Origin of the sequence: Scandinavium sp. (assembly GCF_036271055.1) — a bacterium.
In the GTDB taxonomy this organism is placed as follows: domain Bacteria; phylum Pseudomonadota; class Gammaproteobacteria; order Enterobacterales; family Enterobacteriaceae; genus Scandinavium.
In genome coordinates, this window is sequence record NZ_DATBBJ010000062.1 from 22,504 (window position 1) to 40,680 (window position 18,177).

Below are 18,177 nucleotides of genomic sequence, written 5' to 3' on the forward strand. Positions count from 1 at the left end.
ACGTGGCCGGTTCTTGCATTTATCAGCGCGATTATTTCGCGGCAGCGTGCTCCTCGCCCACAAGACCGATTTTGAGATAACCCGCCTGATGCAGGGTATCCATCACTTTCATCATCGTCTCGTAGTTCACGGTTTTATCCGCGCGGAAGAAGATGGTGGTGTCTTTCTTGCCTTCGGTCAGCGCGTTGATTGCGTTTACCATAGTCTCATCGGTAATCGGATCATTGCCGAGGAACATGGTGTTATCCGCTTTCACCGACAGATAAACCGGTTTTTCCGGACGCGGCTGCGGCTGGCTGGAAGACGCTGGCAGATTCACTTTCACATCAACAGTAGCAAGCGGAGCTGCCACCATGAAGATAATCAGCAGAACCAGCATGACGTCGATAAAAGGCGTCACGTTGATTTCATGCATTTCGCCGTTATCGTCCAGATTTTCGTTGAGACGCATTGCCATTGGCGATCACCCTACCCGTAATTTCTGGGCGGTACGCACCGGCTGAGCACCGCTATCATTAAGGTCGAGGTCACGGCTTTGCAGCAGCAGAACCTGCGCCGCCACATCACCGAGCAGCGCTTTATGGCTGCCAATCATACGGGCGAAAATGTTGTAGATAACCACGGCAGGGATCGCGGCAAACAGGCCGATAGCCGTTGCCAGCAGCGCTTCTGCGATACCCGGCGCAACGACCGCAAGGTTTGTGGTCTGCGTCTGCGCAATACCGATGAAGCTGTTCATGATGCCCCAAACGGTGCCGAACAGACCAATAAACGGTGAGATCGCACCGATAGTTGCCAGATAACCGTTACCCCGGCCCATATGACGACCGGCAGCAGCTACACGGCGTTCGAGACGGAAACCGGTACGCTCTTTGATCCCTTCGTTATCTTCCGCGCCTTCGGAGAGTTCGCGCTCGTTTTGCGCTTCATTCAGCAACTGAACGCTGAGGCTTTTCGCCGGGAAAGCGGCGGCAATTTCGCTGGCCTGGTTCAGGGTGCGGGCTTCGCCCAACAGCTGTTGCTCACGCTTGAGTCGACGCTTTTGCGACAGCAGTTCCGTACTTTTACTGAAGAAGATGGCCCAAGTAACAACCGATGCCAGAATCAGGCCGATCATAACCACTTTCACCACGATGTCGGCATGATGATACATACCCCAAACGGAGAGATCCGCCTGCATCAAATTATTACCCACTCTGTTTCTCCAGGATCTAAATCACAAATTCTGAACGTAATAATATCAAAATAGCGTCGAATTGATAGTCGTTCTCATTACTATTTACATATTGACGCAATCATCGCTAACTTTCATTGCGCTCACGCAGTAAAAAAGGTGCTTTGCCTTCTTCTGGCAAAATTTTCTGCTTAATCTGGTTGTCTGACGTACATCCCGCAACAATCATGTTAGTTTAGACGTCCAGACGTATAAAAATAGATGGAGCGAACATGTCCGATAAGCAACTCGATACCGTGCTGGTGAACGCTGGCCGCAGTAAAAAATATACCCAGGGCTCGGTGAACAGCGTGATTCAGCGCGCGTCATCCCTTGTTTTCGACACCGTCGAAGCCAAAAAACATGCCACCCGTAACCGCGCCAAAGGTGAGTTGTTTTACGGTCGTCGTGGCACGCTGACTCATTTCTCGTTGCAGGATGCGATGTGCGAACTGGAGGGCGGCGCGGGTTGCGCCCTCTTCCCATGCGGTGCGGCGGCGGTTGCCAACACCATTCTGGCGTTTGTTGAACAGGGCGATCACGTGCTGATGACCAACAGCGCCTACGAACCGAGCCAGGATTTCTGCACCAAAATTCTCGCCAAATTGGGTGTCATCACCGGTTGGTTCGACCCGCTGATTGGCGCAGGCATCGCCGAGTTGATTCAGCCCAATACCAAAGTGGTGTTCCTGGAATCTCCCGGCTCTATTACGATGGAAGTGCATGACGTGCCGGCGATCGTGAGTGCCGTTCGCCGTGTCGCGCCAGAGGCCATCATTATGATTGATAACACCTGGGCCGCAGGCGTGCTGTTCAAAGCGCTGAAGTTTGATATCGACATTTCCATTCAGGCTGCCACCAAATATCTGATTGGTCATTCCGATGGGATGATTGGCACCGCCGTGGCGAATGCCCGTTGCTGGGATCAACTGCGAGAGAACGCCTATCTGATGGGCCAAATGGTGGATGCCGATACCGCTTACATGACCAGCCGTGGCCTGCGTACGCTCGGTGTGCGTTTACGTCAGCATCACGAAAGCAGCCTGAAAGTGGCTGAATGGCTGGCGCAGCATCCGCAGGTTGAACGGGTGAATCATCCGGCCCTGCCGGGCAGTAAAGGCCATGAGTTTTGGAAACGAGACTTTACAGGTAGCAGCGGTCTTTTCTCATTCGTTCTCAAAAAACGGCTTAACGATGCCGAGCTTTCAGCCTATCTCGATAACTTTACCCTGTTTGGCATGGCGTATTCCTGGGGCGGTTTTGAGTCGTTGATCCTGCCGACTCAGCCGGAACAACTCGCTGAAATACGCCCTGAAGGGAAACCGGATTTCAGCGGGACGCTGATCCGTTTGCACATCGGTTTAGAAAATGTGGACGATCTTCTCCTCGATTTATCGGCGGGTTTTGAACGCATCGTGTAAAGTGGCAACTCGATGGACACAATTTCAGACAGTCCCTGCAAAAACTGCCTGCATTGTTGCGCCCCGGATCAAGGCATCCCGGGCGATTCAGGAGTACAATACCCCGAAAATGTCAGTACACAGGAAAGTCCATGGTTGTTATCCAGGAGATTGCCGCCGCGCTTTGGCAGCATGATTTTGCCGCGCTGGCGGATCCCCACGTAGTGGGCATTGTTTATCTGGTAATGTTTGCAACGCTGTTTCTGGAAAACGGCCTGCTGCCCGCGTCTTTTTTGCCGGGGGATAGCCTGTTGCTGCTCGCTGGGGCGCTGATTGCCAAAGGCGTGATGGATTTCATCCCGACGTTAGCCATTTTGACCGCCGCAGCCAGCCTTGGCTGCTGGCTGAGCTACATTCAGGGCCGCTGGCTCGGCAATACCAAGATGGTTAAAGGTTGGTTGGCGCAGCTGCCGGTGAAATATCACGAGCGCGCCACCTGCATGTTTGACCGCCACGGTTTACTGGCACTGCTCGCCGGGCGCTTCCTGGCCTTTATTCGCACTCTGCTGCCTACCATGGCGGGCATCTCTGGTCTGTCAAACCGCCGCTTCCAGTTCTTTAACTGGCTGAGCGCCTTACTGTGGGTCGGCGTCGTCACCAGTCTGGGCTATGCGATAAGCATGATCCCGTTCGTTAAACGCCATGAAGATCAGGTGATGACGTTCCTGATGATCCTGCCAATTTTCCTGCTGGTCGCCGGTTTGCTCGGCACCGTCTTCGTGGTGATTAAGAAGAAGTATTGCAGCGCCTGAGAGTGCTGCCTGATTTCCCCGGTGGCACTTTGCTTACCGGGGCGACACGCCTTAAAGAATACCCATACACACCCCGTTAAACGCCCTGCATTCCCCGAATTCGCGCCGCATCTTCCCCCGGCGTGATACCAAAGTAGCGCTTAAACTCCCGGCTAAACTGCGATGCACTTTCATAACCCACTTTCATTGCCGCCGTGCTGGCTTTCAACCCGTCGTGCACCATCATCATCCGTGCTTTATGCAGGCGGTAAGATTTCAGGTACTGCAATGGCGAGGTGCTGGTCACCGATTTGAAATTGTGGTGAAACGCCGAGACACTCATGTTGGCTTCCGCCGCCAGTTGGTCAACGCTGAGGTTTTCGGTGTACTGACTTTCAATGCGCTTTAAGACCCGACTGATCAGGCTGAAATGCGTCTGACGGCTCACCAGTGCCAGCAGCGCGCCGCCGCGCGGCCCCATAAGCACGTGATAGAGCATTTCGCGGATAATCTGTTTGCCAAGTATTCGTGCGTCCAGTGGGCGCTCCATGACATCGAGCAGGCGTTCGGCAGCACAAAGTATTTCGTCAGACAGCCTGGCGGAATTTATTCCGCTTGCCGCCATCGACGGCTGGAACAACTCATCTTCACCGATATCCATCAACAGCTCCTGCAGTTGCAGAATATCGACGTTCAGTCGCAATCCCGCTAGCGGCACTTCTGGCGTGGCAAAGGTTTCACATTCAAACGGCAGTGGCACCGTCAGCAGCAGGTATTCCGTGGCGTCGTAGCGAAAAACGCGCTCGTTGATATGACCAATTTTATGGCCCGAAAAGAGAAATATGATGCCGGGTTGGTACATCACTGGCGTGCGGGTTCCCGGCTGAGTGCCATACAGCAAACGAATATCCGGCAGCACTTGAAGGAGTTTTTCCTCATTATTTTTCAGCTGCTTAATCTTTTCTGTTAGCAGCAAACAGGTCTCTTCACGGTTCATTTTTGCGGGTATCCGAAACGTATTACGATGGATGCATTGTGGACAATTATACCCATATTCTCCAGCCAACCGGAGAAATGGGCAATACATCGGCAGGAATGTGCATTGAGACGAACAGGCGACAAGACCACAATACACTCCATCAGGTAGCCCCGTTGCTGCCGTCTTTTTCACCCGTAACTCAGGGAACAAGCCATGTTTAATTTCAACTTACACACACCAACCCGCATTTTGTTTGGTAAAGGCGCTATCACAGACTTGCGTGCTCAAATCCCTGCGGATGCGCGCGTTCTTATTACTTACGGCGGCGGCAGCGTCAAAAAAACTGGCGTGCTGGACCAGGTGCTGAGCGCACTCGATGGTCTCGACGTGCTGGAATTTGGCGGCATCGAACCTAACCCCTCTTATGAAACGCTGATGAATGCAGTCAAAATCGTCCGCGAAGAGAAAATCACTTTCCTGCTGGCTGTCGGCGGCGGTTCTGTTCTGGACGGTACTAAATTTATCGCAGCAGCAGCCCACTACACTGATGGCGTCGATCCATGGCACATTCTGGAAACCGGCGGTCGCGACATTAAAAGCGCTATCCCGATGGGATCAGTGCTGACGCTGCCAGCCACCGGTTCTGAATCCAATATGGGCGCGGTTATTTCCCGTAAAACCACGGGCGACAAACAGGCGTTCATGAACCCGAACGTGCAGCCTGTATTTGCCGTACTTGACCCGGTTTACACCTATACCCTGCCGCCGCGCCAGGTAGCGAACGGCATAGTCGATGCGTTCATTCACACCGTTGAGCAGTACGTCACTTATCCGGTCAATGCCAAAATTCAGGACCGTTTCGCCGAAGGCATTCTGCTGACGCTGATTGAAGAAGGCCCGAAAGCGCTGAAAGAACCGGAAAATTACGACGTGCGCGCCAACGTGATGTGGGCGGCAACGCAGGCGCTGAATGGTCTGATTGGCTCAGGCGTGCCGCAGGATTGGGCAACGCATATGCTCGGCCATGAACTGACTGCGATGCACGGTCTGGATCACGCACAAACGTTAGCGGTTGTTCTGCCATCACTTTGGAACGAAAAACGCGACACCAAACGCGCTAAATTGCTGCAATACGCAGAACGCGTCTGGAACATCACCGATGGCTCTGAAGATGCGCGTATCGACGCCGCTATCGCTGCCACTCGCGAGTTCTTCGAAGCGATGGGTGTACCAACGCGCCTGTCCGGTTACGGTCTTGATGGCAGCTCCATCCCTGCTCTGCTGAAAAAACTGGAAGCGCACGGTATGACGCAAATCGGTGAAAATCAGGATATTACTCTCGACGTCAGCCGTCGCATTTACGAAGCGGCTCGCTAAGGGTTTTTCCGTTTAACCTTTCGTTTTCTCGTATTTCGTCCAGACTTAATGTTACTCATTCACCGGAGTGCGGCTCTTGCTTCGGTGAATTTCATATAAGGAGGAATGCATGACACATCCAACACTAATCAAGCTCCAGGACGGCAATGTGATGCCGCAACTGGGACTCGGCGTGTGGAAAGCAGGCAACGAGGAAGTCGTTACCGCCATTCATAAGGCGCTGGAGGTCGGCTATCGTTCTATTGATACCGCCGCTGCGTACAAAAATGAGGATGGCGTAGGCAAAGCATTAGCCAGCGCAGGCGTCGCGCGCGATGAACTGTTCATCACCACTAAACTGTGGAATGACGATCAGAAGCGCCCGGCAGAAGCCTTACAGGAAAGTCTCGATAAACTGCAGCTCGATTTTGTCGATCTGTATCTGATGCACTGGCCGGTTCCGGCAATCGATCACTACGTTGAAGCCTGGCGTGGCCTGATTAAGCTGCAAGAGCAGGGTCTGGTGAAAAGCATCGGCGTGTGTAATTTCCAGGTGCATCACCTGCAACGGCTGATCGACGAAACAGGCGTCACGCCGGTCATTAACCAGATTGAACTTCATCCTCTGATGCAACAGCGTCAATTGCATTCCTGGAACGCGACGCACAAGATCCAGACCGAATCCTGGAGCCCGCTGGCGCAGGGCGGTGAAGGCGTTTTCGATCAAACCATCATTCGCCATCTGGCGGAAAAATACGGTAAAACCCCGGCGCAGATTGTCATTCGCTGGCATCTCGACAGCGGCCTGGTGGTTATCCCGAAATCGGTCACGCCAACGCGTATTGCGGAAAACTTCGACGTCTGGGATTTCCGTCTGGATAAAGACGAGCTGGGCGAAATCGCCAAACTGGATCAGGGTAAACGGCTCGGCCCGGATCCCGATCAGTTCGGCGGTTAACGCCTGAATGCAAAACGCCCGGTCAATTGACCGGGCGTTTTTTTATGGCTTCGCTGCTCGCTTAGCGACAGGTTTCGGGGGACGCCCACTGACATTTCGCGGTGTGGATGCGCCCGGTTTTGCCTTGCCATTCGCAGGCTTTTTCGCCCCCGGATTGCGCTGATGCGTAACCGGCGTATGTTTGGTCAGCGCAGGCTGCGCATTACGGCTCTGGCGACGCGCTTCACGCATTTCATCCAGCGTCGGTGACGGCACCAGACATTCACGGCGTCCGCCGATCAAATGCTTTTTGCCCATCGCTTCCAGCGCCTGACGAATCATCGGCCAGCCTGCCGGATCGTGGTAGCGCAACAGCGCTTTGTGCAGACGACGCTGTTTATCGCCTTTCGGGATAAAGACCTCTTCGCTCTTGTAACCAATCTTACTCAGCGGGTTCTTGCCGGTGTAATACATGGTGGTCGAGTTAGCGAGCGGCGATGGATAGAAGTTCTGCACCTGATCGAGACGGAAGCGGTTCTTCTTCAGCCACAGCGCCAGGTTAACCATGTCATCGTCGGTGGTGCCCGGGTGCGCAGAGATGAAGTAAGGGATCAGATACTGCTCTTTCCCGGCCTGTTTCGAATAGGTGTCAAACAGCTCTTTAAAGCGGTCATAACTTCCCATTCCCGGCTTCATCATTTTCGACAGCGGGCCTTCTTCGGTGTGTTCCGGCGCAATCTTCAGATAGCCGCCCACGTGGTGGGTTGCCAGTTCTTTGATGTAGCGCGGATCTTCAACCGCAATGTCGTAACGCACACCGGAGGCAATCAGGATCTTCTTGATGCCTTTCAGATCACGCGCACGGCGATACAGATTGATCGTCGGCTCATGGTTGGTGTCCATGTGCGGACAGATGTCCGGATAAACGCAGGAAAGACGGCGGCAAGTCTGCTCGGCGCGCGGCGATTTACAGCGCAACATGTACATGTTGGCAGTTGGGCCACCAAGATCGGAGATTATGCCGGTAAAGCCAGGCACTGTGTCGCGAATAGCTTCGATCTCGTTGATGACTGACTCTTCGGAACGGCTCTGAATGATGCGCCCTTCGTGCTCGGTTATCGAACAGAATGAACACCCGCCGAAGCAGCCGCGCATGATGTTGACCGAGAAGCGGATCATTTCGTAAGCCGGAATGCGGCTGTCGCCGTATGCCGGATGCGGCACACGCTTGTACGGCAGCGCAAACACGCTGTCCATCTCATCGGTGGAAAGCGGGATCGCTGGCGGGTTCAGCCAGATAAAACGGTCGCCATGCTTTTGCATCAGCGCACGGGCGCAGCCCGGGTTGGTTTCATGATGCAGAATACGTGAGGCGTGCGCGTACAGCACTTTGTCGCCCTTCACCTTCTCGTAGGAAGGCAGCAGCACGTAGGTTTTCTCCCACGGCTTTGGCTTCGGCGGCTGAATGGTAATCGCTTTAGCTTCGGCTTTTTGCGGCTCAACTGGTTTGTTATCCGCACACGGCAGATCTTCACCATAAGGATGCGGGATCGGGTCGATTTTACCCGGCGTGTCGAGACGCGTGGAATCGACGCCACTCCAGCCTGGCAGCGCTTCTTTGACCATGATCGCGGTGTTACGCACATCGCGGATCTCAGTCACCGGCTCACCCATCGCCAGACGATGCGCAACTTCCACCAACGGACGCTCACCGTTGCCGAAAATCAGCATGTCGGCTTTGGAGTCCACCAGCACTGAACGGCGCACGGTATCAGACCAGTAATCGTAATGCGCGGAACGACGCAGACTCGCCTCGATACCGCCGAGGATCACCGGCACGTCTTTCCAGGCTTCTTTACAGCGTTGGGTATAAACCAGCGTTGCACGATCCGGGCGTTTACCCGCCAGGTTATCAGCGGTGTAGGCGTCGTCGTGGCGCAACTTACGGTCTGCGGTGTAACGGTTGATCATCGAGTCCATGTTGCCAGCGGTCACGCCGAAGAACAGGTTCGGTTTGCCCAGACGCATGAAATCTTCTTTGCTGTTCCAGTCCGGCTGGGAAATGATCCCTACACGGAAGCCCTGGGCTTCAAGCATACGTCCACAAATCGCCATCCCGAAGCTCGGGTGATCGACATACGCGTCGCCCGTAACCATGATGATGTCGCAGCTATCCCAGCCGAGTTGATCCATCTCTTCCCGAGACATTGGTAAAAAAGGGGCGGGGCCAAAACAGGCCGCCCAATATTGGGGCCAGGAGAAGAGATCGCGATCCGGTTGGATCAGGGAAATTGCGCTCATAGTGCTTCCGGGTGGTTAAAAAGGGTGCAAAAGGCGGGGATTATACGCTGAATGGCGTCAGAAAATGAAGGGGAAGTTTGACGGCCGACAATGTTTACAAATGTAAGATGTAGGCGCGAAACCCCAGTGGCGTAGGAAAGCCGTATTCTGTAGGCCCGTGCCAGCGAAGCGCCGCCGGGCGATACAGTTGGCGTAGCGTATTAAGGCGTCGGATTCACCAGAATCTGACCAATCGAACCGCGGTCGGCTAACTCCAGCGTCTGACTGGCAAACTGGAACGGGAAATGCGGCCATGACGGCTGGCCATAGTACACCAGCAGCTCAACCTGACCATCGATCCAAACCGTGTCTTTCCAGCCTCTGTCTTCCGGGAACGGCATCGCGCCATTGACGTTGCGGATCTGGAACATCACGCCTTCAATATGGAAAGACTGCGGACTGTCGGCGCGTAGCGTCCAGCGTTCCCAGCTTCCCTGTTGGGCGGTGACATCCACACGCTGCGGATCCCAAAGCTGACCGTTAATGCCCGGATCGTCTCCCAGCGTAAAATCGCGGCTGCGGATAGGCGTACCGGTCATGATTTCTTCCGGCAGCAGGCGCATCGGCAGGCTGTCAGTGACCAGCGGCAGCAAACCGGTCGGGCGCAGCGTCAGTACCAACGTGGAAATCAGAATGCTCGATGGCTCGAAGAAGCCGCGGATACGGTCGACAATCCCCGCCGCTTCACCACAGGTGATCGACACTTCATCGCCGTTAGTCATATCGACCAGAATTTCACGACGCTCACCCGGAGCAAGCGACAGCTGCTTCACCGAAACAGGCGCAGGCAGGAAACCCTGGTCGCCTGAAATTACGTGCAGCGCACGACCATCGCTCATCTGGAGCAGATAACGGCGCGAGTTGGAGGCGTTCAGCAGGCGCAAACGCACCCAGCCGCGAGACACTTCGACGTACGGGCTTTGCGCGCCGTTGACCATTAGGGTGTCACCGACAAAGCCACCGCTGCCCGGTTCGCTATACTCAGGTGCCCCGAAATTATCCAGGCGTTTGTCCTGAATAATCACCGGGAAGTCGTCCACGCCGTAGTGGTTCGGGATAGGTAAGGACTTACTTACATCATCTTCAATCAGCCACATTCCCGCCAGGCCATTGTAGACCTGCTGCGCCATATGGTTCGGGGTGTTGGCCTGATACCACAACGTTGAAGCACTCTGACGAATCGGCAGAACCGGTGCCCAGTCGGCGTTCGGCGACATCATACGCGCAGCACCACCAATCAAAGGCCCCGGCACTTGCAGACCACGAATGGTCATCGCCACGTTTTCTGTCAGACGGTTACTGTAAATCAGTTTCACGTCATCGCCGTTCCAGACGCGAATGGTTGGCCCGAGATAGCGACCGTTAATGCCCCACACTGGCGCGCGAGTGCCCTGGGTGAAAGACCAGTGCGCGCGTTGCAGGGTTAAAAACAGAGGCTGTCCACGGCGAGATTCGAGCAGCGGCGGAACCGGCAAGGCAGGCTGTTGCCCTGCCGCATTCGCCCTCAGCGGCACAGTACCTGCACAAAGTGCTACTCCTGATGCCTGAATAAACTGACGCCGACTGAGTGACATATTAACTCCATGAAACTGACTACTAAACAGAGGGAAACCGTTCCCAAGCTGAGTTCACATACGCCCGCGTGATGTCGATAACGGCATGACGACGGGCTGTGGCTCTTATTTTTTCTTTTGTGCCGCTTCGCGTTCAGCCACTTCCTGATCGAGCTCGGCGATTTTCGCCATCATCACTTCGCGGCAATGGGCGGCCAGCTCACGCACCTGATCTTTGCCCCAGGCGCTGGTATCAATCGGCTGCAACATTTCGACGATCACTAAACCGTTATTGAGGCGGTTCAGGTTAATTTTATTCGATGTATTGGAAACGCACACAGGAATGATCGGCACGCCCGCCGCAATCGCAGCGTGGAAAGCACCGGTTTTAAACGGCAGCAGACCGCGACCACGGCTGCGGGTGCCTTCCGGGAACATCCAGAAAGAGATCTTGCGGTTTTTAAACGCATTCACCACTTCAGAGATAGTGGTATGCGCTTTAGCGCGGTTGTTACGATCGATCAGCAGGTTACCGGTCAGCCAGTACAGCAGGCCAAAAAACGGCACCCACAGCAGGCTTTTCTTACCCACGGTCACCGTTGGCGGTACGACGATGTTCGCCGCTGTCACCATATCGTAGTTATTCTGATGGTTACCGATATAAATGGCATTGCCAAAGTTTTCATACCCTTGTGGGAGACGTTTCTCTACCTTGAGGCCTAAAACCGGTGCCATTCGGCCAAACAGATGACCAAACGTCGCGACGTGTTTAGGATTACGTGGGCTGAACAGACAATAAATGCAGCCAAAAATGCACACCAGGATGCAGTAAATGACAACGATGATTGCGCGAAAAATCAATAGCATAGCTACCTCTGAGATCCTGACCGCTTAGAGTTATATACCGGCCAGGGGATGTGACTTGCAGAACCCTTAATAGGGTATTGTTAATCGCAACGCACGAATTAACAACGGTTTTGCCGCAAAATTTATAGCCCCTTCCGGGTGGAAGGGGCTCGGGATTACTCTTCGCTGTCGCCCGTGTCCGGACGTGGTCGCAACGGAGAATCAATGTCTATCTTGTCGATTTTCTGCAAGCCACGCATCAACGTACCGCGACGACCGCGTTCGCCAGTAACTTTTTGCAGCTCTTCAGGACGCAGCTTGATCTTACGTTTGCCGACATGAATTGTGAGCGTACTCTGCGGCGGCAGAATGTAGAGATGCGCCAGGCCATCAGCGCCGCTCGCCGCATCTGCGGACGGAACGCCGATAATCTTGTTGCCCTTGCCTTTCGACAACTGCGGCAGATCGGTCAGCGGGAACATCAACATGCGGCCAGCCTGGGTTATCGCCAGCAGCATATCGGACTCATTTTCAATCACCAGCGGCGGCATCACTTTCGCATTTTCAGGCAAGGTGATAAGCGCTTTACCCGCACGGTTACGCGCTACCAAATCATTGAAGGTACAGACGAAACCGTAACCGGCATCGGACGCCATCAACAGTTTTTGATCGTCATTTTCCATCAACATGTGGTTGACGGTCGCACCCGGCGGCAGCGTCAGCTTGCCGGTCAGCGGCTCGCCCTGTCCGCGCGCTGACGGCAGCGTAATAGGGTCAATGGCGTAGCTGCGGCCCGTGGTATCGACAAACACCACTGGCTGATTGCTCTTGCCCTTCGCCGATGCTTTCCAGCTATCGCCCGCTTTGTAACTTAGTCCTTGTGCGTCAATATCGTGGCCTTTGGCGCTACGCACCCAGCCCATTTGTGACAGCACAATCGTGACAGGCTCAGACGGCAGCATGTCATGGTCGTTCATGGCCTTCGCTTCTTCGCGCTCGCGCAGCGGAGAACGACGGTCATCGCCGAACGCTTCGGCATCGGCCTGCAGCTCTTTCTTCAGCAGGTTGCTCATCTTGCGATCGGAAGCGAGGATTGACTGAATGTGATCGCGCTCTTTTTCGAGATCGTTCTGCTCACCACGAATCTTCACCTCTTCCAGCTTGGCGAGGTGACGTAATTTCAGTTCGAGGATCGCTTCGGCCTGAGTCTCGCTAATCCCAAAGCGCGACATCAGGGCCGGTTTCGGCTCATCTTCACCACGAATGATTTCAATTACTTCGTCGATGTTGAGGAACGCCACCAGCAAACCTTCGAGGATATGCAGGCGTCGGAGTACTTTCTCCAGGCGGTAGTTCAGGCGACGGCTCACGGTATCGCGACGGAACGCCAGCCATTCGGTCAGGATTTCCAGCAGGTTTTTCACCTGTGGACGGTTATCCAGGCCGATCATGTTCAGGTTGATACGGTAGCTTTTTTCCAGATCGGTGGTGACGAACAGGTGACTCATCACCTGCTCCATATCCACACGGTTGGAACGCGGAACGATGACCAGACGCGTTGGGTTTTCGTGATCGGATTCATCACGCAGATCGTCAACCATCGGCAGCTTTTTGTTGCGCATTTGGCTGGCGATTTGCTCCAGCACGCGCGCGCCGGAAACCTGGTGCGGCAGCGCCGTAATGACGACCGCGCCATCTTCTTTCTTCCACACCGCACGCATACGCACGGAGCCGCGACCGCTCTGGTAGATTTTACGGATGTCGGCACGAGAAGTGATGATTTCCGCTTCGGTCGGGTAATCCGGGCCTTGCACGATATCCAGCAGGTCATCGAGCGTGGTTTGCGGTTTTTCAATCAGCGTGATCGCAGCTTTAGCGACTTCACGCACGTTGTGCGGAGGAATATCCGTCGCCATGCCCACCGCAATCCCGGTGGTGCCGTTGAGCAGAATATTCGGCAGGCGCGCCGGTAACATGCGCGGTTCCTGCATGGTGCCATCGAAGTTTGGCAGCCAGTCAACGGTGCCTTGCCCCAGTTCGCCGAGCAGCACTTCGGCATATTTCGACAGACGCGATTCGGTATAACGCATCGCGGCGAAGGACTTCGGATCATCCGGTGCCCCCCAGTTCCCCTGGCCGTCGACCAGCGGATAACGATAGGAGAACGGCTGCGCCATCAGCACCATCGCCTCATAACAGGCGCTGTCGCCGTGCGGGTGGTATTTACCCAACACGTCGCCGACCGTACGGGCGGATTTCTTGAATTTAGCGCTGGCGCTCAGGCCCAGCTCGGACATTGCGTAAACAATGCGGCGCTGGACCGGTTTCAGGCCATCGCCGATATACGGTAATGCGCGGTCCATGATGACGTACATCGAGTAGTCAAGGTACGCTTTTTCCGTAAACTCATGTAGCGCAAGGCGCTCTGCCATATCGCTCATTAATTGTGATTCCTTAACAAATTCGCCCAGCCATGTAGGGGGCAATATTGCCGCAGATAGTACATTATCTGACGCGCGGAGTCACAGGGGATAAGCAGTTTTACCGCCGCAGGCCCGTGCTACGGCGCAGCACCCAACGCCGCTTTCACACCAGCGGAAGATAGATTTCCGTTTTCAGTTCATGCTCTGGCACATCGTTGATCATATTCACGTAGTGGAAGAACACAGGCGCGTCGCGCAGCGTCTCTCCGCTGCCCGGCAACCAATCGCGGAACAGCGCCCACACGGTCTGCGAGACGTTATCCAGTGACCCATAATGACACCCTACCGCGTAGCGCCCTCCGGCGATTTCACCGTTGATCACCCCAAAGGCGTTATCAGGAATAGTTTCAGAAACGCTGCCGCAGATATCAAAACGGAACGCCTCCGGTAACGTTGTTGCCGGATCATCCCAGGCAATGCCGTAGGTTTGACTTTGACGAACCGGAGAGAGTCCGCTGCTTTTACGCCATTCAATAAAGGTTGCCACGCTGGCGTTGAGCCGCTCCGGGTTGTCACGGTGTTGCAGCATCGCGACTTTGGTTTGCGGGAAATCGACGATTTTTACATCCATCGTTTGTTGCTCCTGCTGATGGCCGATTTGGCGGGATCAGGCGATAACTAACCTGACCAGTCTTGCGAAAGTATATCAGAGGGAGGAACAGCACCGCCGCAGATGCGACGGCACGAGGGGGATTATTTGCTGACTTTGTTGATTTGCTTCACGTCGATTTCCACGGAGTTCCAGTCTTTATCGACTTCGCCCTGAATTTCCACTACGTCTTGCGGAGTAATGGTCACGCCGTTCCAGCGTTTATGGTCGATATCAACGTTCATGGTGCCGGTGGCATCTTTAAAGGTGTAACGGTCGTCTGACAGGCGCTCAACGATCGTTCCGCGCAGCGTGACCCACGCGTCATCGCGCAGTGACTTTGCTTGTTCGACAGTCGTTACCGTGCCGTTAGGGCCAACAAACCCGCCGCTCTGGCTGGTCGTTGTCGTAGAACCCGGGCCTGAGAAACCGCCCTGAGTATTTGCGGCAAAAACAGGGGCTGACATTAAGGCCACAATGGCCGCCATTGCTAACGTTTTCTTCATCATAATTTATCCCTTTCATTGATGTTTCAGGTCCATTTAACCGTGCAAAACTTAACGAGTTCTTAAGGCGTAAAAAGATAATTTTTTACTGTACAGTCTCGTCTCGCGCGCGTTTACTGACGGTAATTATGCGGCAAAACGGGGCGAAAGGATGCGAATTTTACTGGTAGAAGACGACAAACTGATTGGCGATGGACTCAAAACCGGACTCGTTAAAATGGGGTTTACGCTCGACTGGTTCACACGCGGTGAAGAAGGCAAAGCCGCGCTGTACACCGCGCCGTATGATGCGGTGATCCTTGACCTCACGTTGCCGGGCATCGACGGTCTGGACATCTTGCGTGAATGGCGTGCTCAGGGTCGCAAAGAACCAGTGCTTATCCTCACCGCCCGCGATGCCCTCGCCCAACGCGTGGAAGGGTTACGCTTAGGCGCAGACGATTACCTGTGTAAACCGTTCGCGCTGATTGAAGTGGCGGCCCGTCTGGAAGCGCTCATTCGCCGCGTGCATGGTCAGGCCAGCAATGCGTTGCGTCACGGCGCGGTCACGCTCAACCCCGACAGTCTGACGGCCACGCTAAACGACGAACCGTTGGCGCTTAAACCCAAAGAATTCGCCCTGCTTGAATTACTGATGCGAAACGCCGGGCGCGTATTGCCCCGTAAACTCATCGAAGAAAAACTCTATAACTGGGACGACGACGTTTCCAGTAACGCCGTTGAAGTACACGTCCACCACCTGCGCCGCAAACTCGGCAGCACTTTTATACGCACGGTACACGGTATCGGCTACACCCTGGGTGAACAATGAGATTTCTGTGCAACATGAGCCTGCGTCTGCGCCTGACGCTGCTGTTTATTCTGCTCACGCTGGTCGCCTGGAGCTGCGCCAGTTTCATCGCCTGGCAGCAAACGACGCACAAGCTGAACAAGCTGTTTGATACCCAACAAATGCTGTTCGCCAAGCGTCTGATCGTGATGGACTTCAACGAACTGCGCGTCGCGTCGCCGCAGTTACGCACCAAAAAGAAAATTAAGCACGGGCATCTCGACGACGACGCGCTGGCTTTCGCTATTTTTACCACCGACGGGCGAATGGTGCTGAACGACGGCGATAACGGCCAGAATATTCCCTATCACTATCGTCGCGAAGGCTTTGACGATGGGCGCATTAATAATGACGACGACGAATGGCGCTTCTTATGGATAACCACCGCCGATGAAAAATACCGCATCGCTGTCGGCCAGGAATGGGAATACCGCCAGGAGATGGCGTTAGATATCGTCACTTCGCAACTTGCGCCGTGGCTGGTCGCCCTGCCGCTGATGGTGCTGCTGCTCATTCTTTTGCTGAGCCGCGAACTGGCTCCGCTGAAAAAACTGACCCGCACGCTACGCAATCGTACGCCTGATTCTGACGAACAACTGAGTGCCGAAGGTGTGCCCGGTGAAGTGCGCCCGCTGGTTGAAGCGCTAAATCAACTGTTTACGCGTTCTCACGTCATGATGATGCGTGAACGGCGCTTTACGTCCGATGCCGCCCACGAATTACGCAGCCCGCTGACCGCGCTAAAAGTGCAAACGGAAGTGGCGCAACTGTCGATGGATGACCCGCAAAGCCGCGAGAAAGCACTTTCTCAACTTCATGCGGGCATCGACCGGGCCACGCGTCTGGTCGAACAGCTGTTAACGCTCTCAAGGCTGGATTCCCTCGCCGAACTGGACGACGTCGAACAAATCCGGCTGGCCGATTTGCTGCAATCCTCCGTGATGGACATTTATCACCCGGCACAGCAGGCGGGCATCGAACTGCGTCTGCACGTCAACGCGCCGGATGCGACACGCAAAGGCCAGGCGCTGCTGCTCAGTTTACTGGTGCGTAATCTGCTGGATAACGCCGTGCGTTACAGCCCGAACGGCAGCACGGTAGATGTCACCTTAAACACGCACGATTTTACGGTACGCGACAACGGCACCGGCATCAGCGCCGACGCCCTCGCCCGTATCGGCGAGCGTTTTTATCGCCCACCAGGACAGGACGAACCGGGCAGCGGCCTCGGTTTATCCATCGTGCAACGCATCGCCGCGCTGCATCGGATGACCGTTGTTTTCAGCAATGCTCCGGACGGTGGATTTATCGCGCGCGTGAGCTGGTAACACAATTATTGCGCGTATAGCAAAAGACTTTGCACATTTTGCGAATTTCATCGTACTGCCCCAGACGTTACAATAACGGCAAACTTATTCCTGAGGCATTACGATGAGCAAGATCCTGATTATTAACGGCGGTAAAAAATTCGGTCATTCCAACGGCCAGTTGAACGACACCATGACCGAGGTCGCGGATGGCTATCTGCGCGACGCCGGGCATGAAGTCCGTGTTGTTCGTGCCGACAGCGATTACGACGTGAAAGCAGAAGTGCAGAACTTCCTGTGGGCCGACGCGGTTATCTGGCAGATGCCGGGCTGGTGGATGGGCGCGCCGTGGACCGTGAAAAAATACATCGATGACGTATTCACCGAAGGCCACGGTTCACTGTATGCCAGCGACGGACGTACCCGTTCCGACGACAGCAAAAAATACGGCTCCGGCGGCCTGATCCAGGGCAAAAAATACATGCTGTCCCTGACCTGGAACGCACCGATGGAAGCCTTCACCGAGAAAGACCAGTTCTTCCACGGCGTCGGCGTGGACGGCGCATACCTGCCATTCCATAAAGCCAACCAGTTCCTCGGCATGGAAGCGCTGCCGACCTTTATCGCCAACGACGTGATCAAAATGCCGGACGTGCCGCGCTATGTAGCAGAATATCGCAAGCATCTTGCCGGGATTTTTGCTTAACTGAAGGCCTGCATACAAAGGAGTGCGTTTATCATGTTAACTGTCATTGCTGAGATCCGTACCCGTCCTGGCCAGCATCACCGTCAGGCGGTTCTGGATCAGTTCGCGAAAATTATTCCGACCGTGCTGAAAGAAGAAGGCTGCCACGGCTACGCGCCGATGGTCGACCACGACGCAGGCGTCAGCTTCCAGGCCACCGCACCGGATTCCATCACCATGGTTGAACTGTGGGAAACCGTTGCCCATCTCGAAGCCCATTTGCAAACCGCGCATATGAAAGCGTGGAGCGAAGCCGTCAAAGGCGACGTGCTGGAAAGCCATATCCGTATTCTGGAACCGGCG

Annotated in this window: 17 protein-coding genes; 8 read left to right on the plus strand and 9 right to left on the minus strand. The window is 54.8% G+C overall.

The features are described from left to right. Positions 1-31: 31 nt before the first annotated feature. Together exbD and exbB are read right to left on the minus strand one after the other, a co-directional pair. On the minus strand, positions 32-457 hold the full coding sequence (exbD, locus tag VH187_RS10415; RefSeq protein WP_329701382.1) for a TonB system transport protein ExbD: 426 nt from the start codon (positions 455-457) through the stop codon (positions 32-34). A 6-nt stretch (positions 458-463) separates the two neighbouring features. Beyond that, complete coding sequence (exbB, locus tag VH187_RS10420) at positions 464-1,195, minus strand: tol-pal system-associated acyl-CoA thioesterase (protein WP_329701383.1); 732 nt, start codon at positions 1,193-1,195, stop codon at positions 464-466. A 251-nt stretch (positions 1,196-1,446) separates the two neighbouring features. Between exbB and metC the strand changes: the two genes are divergently transcribed. Both metC and yghB read left to right on the plus strand, forming a co-directional pair. Continuing rightward, a complete protein-coding gene (metC, locus tag VH187_RS10425; RefSeq protein ID WP_329701384.1) occupies positions 1,447-2,634 on the plus strand; it encodes a cystathionine beta-lyase in 1,188 nt (395 codons plus the stop codon). Positions 2,635-2,765: 131 nt separating this feature from the next. Next, the gene (gene yghB / locus VH187_RS10430; RefSeq protein ID WP_329701385.1) at positions 2,766-3,425 is read left to right on the plus strand and encodes a DedA family general envelope maintenance protein YghB; all 660 of its coding nucleotides are present in this window, start codon (positions 2,766-2,768) and stop codon (positions 3,423-3,425) included. A 76-nt stretch (positions 3,426-3,501) separates the two neighbouring features. Here the strand turns inward: yghB and VH187_RS10435 are convergent, their stop codons facing one another. Continuing rightward, complete coding sequence (locus VH187_RS10435; RefSeq protein ID WP_329701386.1) at positions 3,502-4,401, minus strand: AraC family transcriptional regulator; 900 nt, start codon at positions 4,399-4,401, stop codon at positions 3,502-3,504. A gap of 195 nt (positions 4,402-4,596) precedes the next feature. On the opposite strand from VH187_RS10435, the gene yqhD reads away from it, so the two are divergent. Together yqhD and dkgA are read left to right on the plus strand one after the other, a co-directional pair. Then, a complete protein-coding gene (gene yqhD, locus VH187_RS10440; protein WP_329701387.1) occupies positions 4,597-5,760 on the plus strand; it encodes an alcohol dehydrogenase in 1,164 nt (387 codons plus the stop codon). Positions 5,761-5,869: 109 nt separating this feature from the next. Beyond that, positions 5,870-6,697, plus strand: a complete 828-nt coding sequence (dkgA, locus tag VH187_RS10445; protein ID WP_329701388.1) for a 2,5-didehydrogluconate reductase DkgA — start codon at positions 5,870-5,872, stop codon at positions 6,695-6,697. 42 nt (positions 6,698-6,739) lie between these two features. Here dkgA and VH187_RS10450 read toward each other — a convergent pair whose 3' ends face one another. From VH187_RS10450 to VH187_RS10475, 6 genes are all read right to left on the minus strand, one after another. Beyond that, positions 6,740-8,977, minus strand: coding sequence for a YgiQ family radical SAM protein (locus VH187_RS10450; RefSeq protein WP_329701389.1), 2,238 nt, complete (start codon positions 8,975-8,977; stop codon positions 6,740-6,742). 200 nt (positions 8,978-9,177) lie between these two features. Then, positions 9,178-10,590: a cell division protein FtsP gene (ftsP, locus tag VH187_RS10455; protein ID WP_329701390.1), complete on the minus strand. Its 1,413-nt coding sequence runs from the start codon at positions 10,588-10,590 to the stop codon at positions 9,178-9,180. 105 nt (positions 10,591-10,695) lie between these two features. Next, positions 10,696-11,436 (minus strand): 1-acylglycerol-3-phosphate O-acyltransferase, encoded by a 741-nt coding sequence (locus tag VH187_RS10460; RefSeq protein WP_329701391.1) that lies wholly within the window; start codon positions 11,434-11,436, stop codon positions 10,696-10,698. 155 nt (positions 11,437-11,591) lie between these two features. Beyond that, on the minus strand, positions 11,592-13,856 hold the full coding sequence (gene parC / locus VH187_RS10465) for a DNA topoisomerase IV subunit A (RefSeq protein WP_329701392.1): 2,265 nt from the start codon (positions 13,854-13,856) through the stop codon (positions 11,592-11,594). Between the two features lie 145 nt (positions 13,857-14,001). Next, positions 14,002-14,469, minus strand: a complete 468-nt coding sequence (locus VH187_RS10470) for an AraC family transcriptional regulator (protein ID WP_329701393.1) — start codon at positions 14,467-14,469, stop codon at positions 14,002-14,004. Positions 14,470-14,591: 122 nt separating this feature from the next. Next, the gene (locus VH187_RS10475) at positions 14,592-14,993 is read right to left on the minus strand and encodes a YgiW/YdeI family stress tolerance OB fold protein (RefSeq protein WP_329701400.1); all 402 of its coding nucleotides are present in this window, start codon (positions 14,991-14,993) and stop codon (positions 14,592-14,594) included. Positions 14,994-15,144: 151 nt separating this feature from the next. On the opposite strand from VH187_RS10475, the gene qseB reads away from it, so the two are divergent. The 4 genes from qseB to VH187_RS10495 all read left to right on the plus strand — a co-directional run. Further along, positions 15,145-15,804 carry a quorum sensing response regulator transcription factor QseB gene (qseB, locus tag VH187_RS10480; RefSeq protein WP_329701394.1) on the plus strand — a complete coding sequence of 220 codons (660 nt, stop codon included), beginning with the start codon at positions 15,145-15,147 and terminating at the stop codon, positions 15,802-15,804. Beyond that, positions 15,801-17,150 carry a quorum sensing histidine kinase QseC gene (qseC, locus tag VH187_RS10485; protein WP_329701395.1) on the plus strand — a complete coding sequence of 450 codons (1,350 nt, stop codon included), beginning with the start codon at positions 15,801-15,803 and terminating at the stop codon, positions 17,148-17,150. The genes qseB and qseC overlap by 4 nt, the downstream gene beginning before the upstream one ends. A 103-nt stretch (positions 17,151-17,253) precedes the next feature. Continuing rightward, positions 17,254-17,835, plus strand: a complete 582-nt coding sequence (locus VH187_RS10490; protein WP_329701396.1) for an NAD(P)H-dependent oxidoreductase — start codon at positions 17,254-17,256, stop codon at positions 17,833-17,835. A gap of 33 nt (positions 17,836-17,868) precedes the next feature. Then, on the plus strand, positions 17,869-18,177 hold a 309-nt coding region (locus VH187_RS10495), incomplete at its 3' end, for a putative quinol monooxygenase (protein ID WP_329701397.1).

What these genes read in the sequence shown, in the direction of transcription:
- yghB (WP_329701385.1), top strand. Translation starts at nt 2,766, where the DNA reads ATGGTTGTTATCCAGGAGATTGCCGCCGCGCTTTGGCAGCATGATTTT.
- VH187_RS10435 (WP_329701386.1), bottom strand. Translation starts at nt 4,401, where the DNA reads ATGAACCGTGAAGAGACCTGTTTGCTGCTAACAGAAAAGATTAAGCAG.
- qseB (WP_329701394.1), top strand. Translation starts at nt 15,145, where the DNA reads ATGCGAATTTTACTGGTAGAAGACGACAAACTGATTGGCGATGGACTC.
- parC (WP_329701392.1), bottom strand. Translation starts at nt 13,856, where the DNA reads ATGAGCGATATGGCAGAGCGCCTTGCGCTACATGAGTTTACGGAAAAA.
- qseC (WP_329701395.1), top strand. Translation starts at nt 15,801, where the DNA reads ATGAGATTTCTGTGCAACATGAGCCTGCGTCTGCGCCTGACGCTGCTG.
- yqhD (WP_329701387.1), top strand. Translation starts at nt 4,597, where the DNA reads ATGTTTAATTTCAACTTACACACACCAACCCGCATTTTGTTTGGTAAA.
- VH187_RS10490 (WP_329701396.1), top strand. Translation starts at nt 17,254, where the DNA reads ATGAGCAAGATCCTGATTATTAACGGCGGTAAAAAATTCGGTCATTCC.
- VH187_RS10470 (WP_329701393.1), bottom strand. Translation starts at nt 14,469, where the DNA reads ATGGATGTAAAAATCGTCGATTTCCCGCAAACCAAAGTCGCGATGCTG.
- exbD (WP_329701382.1), bottom strand. Translation starts at nt 457, where the DNA reads ATGGCAATGCGTCTCAACGAAAATCTGGACGATAACGGCGAAATGCAT.
- VH187_RS10475 (WP_329701400.1), bottom strand. Translation starts at nt 14,993, where the DNA reads ATGAAGAAAACGTTAGCAATGGCGGCCATTGTGGCCTTAATGTCAGCC.
- VH187_RS10450 (WP_329701389.1), bottom strand. Translation starts at nt 8,977, where the DNA reads ATGAGCGCAATTTCCCTGATCCAACCGGATCGCGATCTCTTCTCCTGG.
- ftsP (WP_329701390.1), bottom strand. Translation starts at nt 10,590, where the DNA reads ATGTCACTCAGTCGGCGTCAGTTTATTCAGGCATCAGGAGTAGCACTT.
- metC (WP_329701384.1), top strand. Translation starts at nt 1,447, where the DNA reads ATGTCCGATAAGCAACTCGATACCGTGCTGGTGAACGCTGGCCGCAGT.
- VH187_RS10460 (WP_329701391.1), bottom strand. Translation starts at nt 11,436, where the DNA reads ATGCTATTGATTTTTCGCGCAATCATCGTTGTCATTTACTGCATCCTG.
- dkgA (WP_329701388.1), top strand. Translation starts at nt 5,870, where the DNA reads ATGACACATCCAACACTAATCAAGCTCCAGGACGGCAATGTGATGCCG.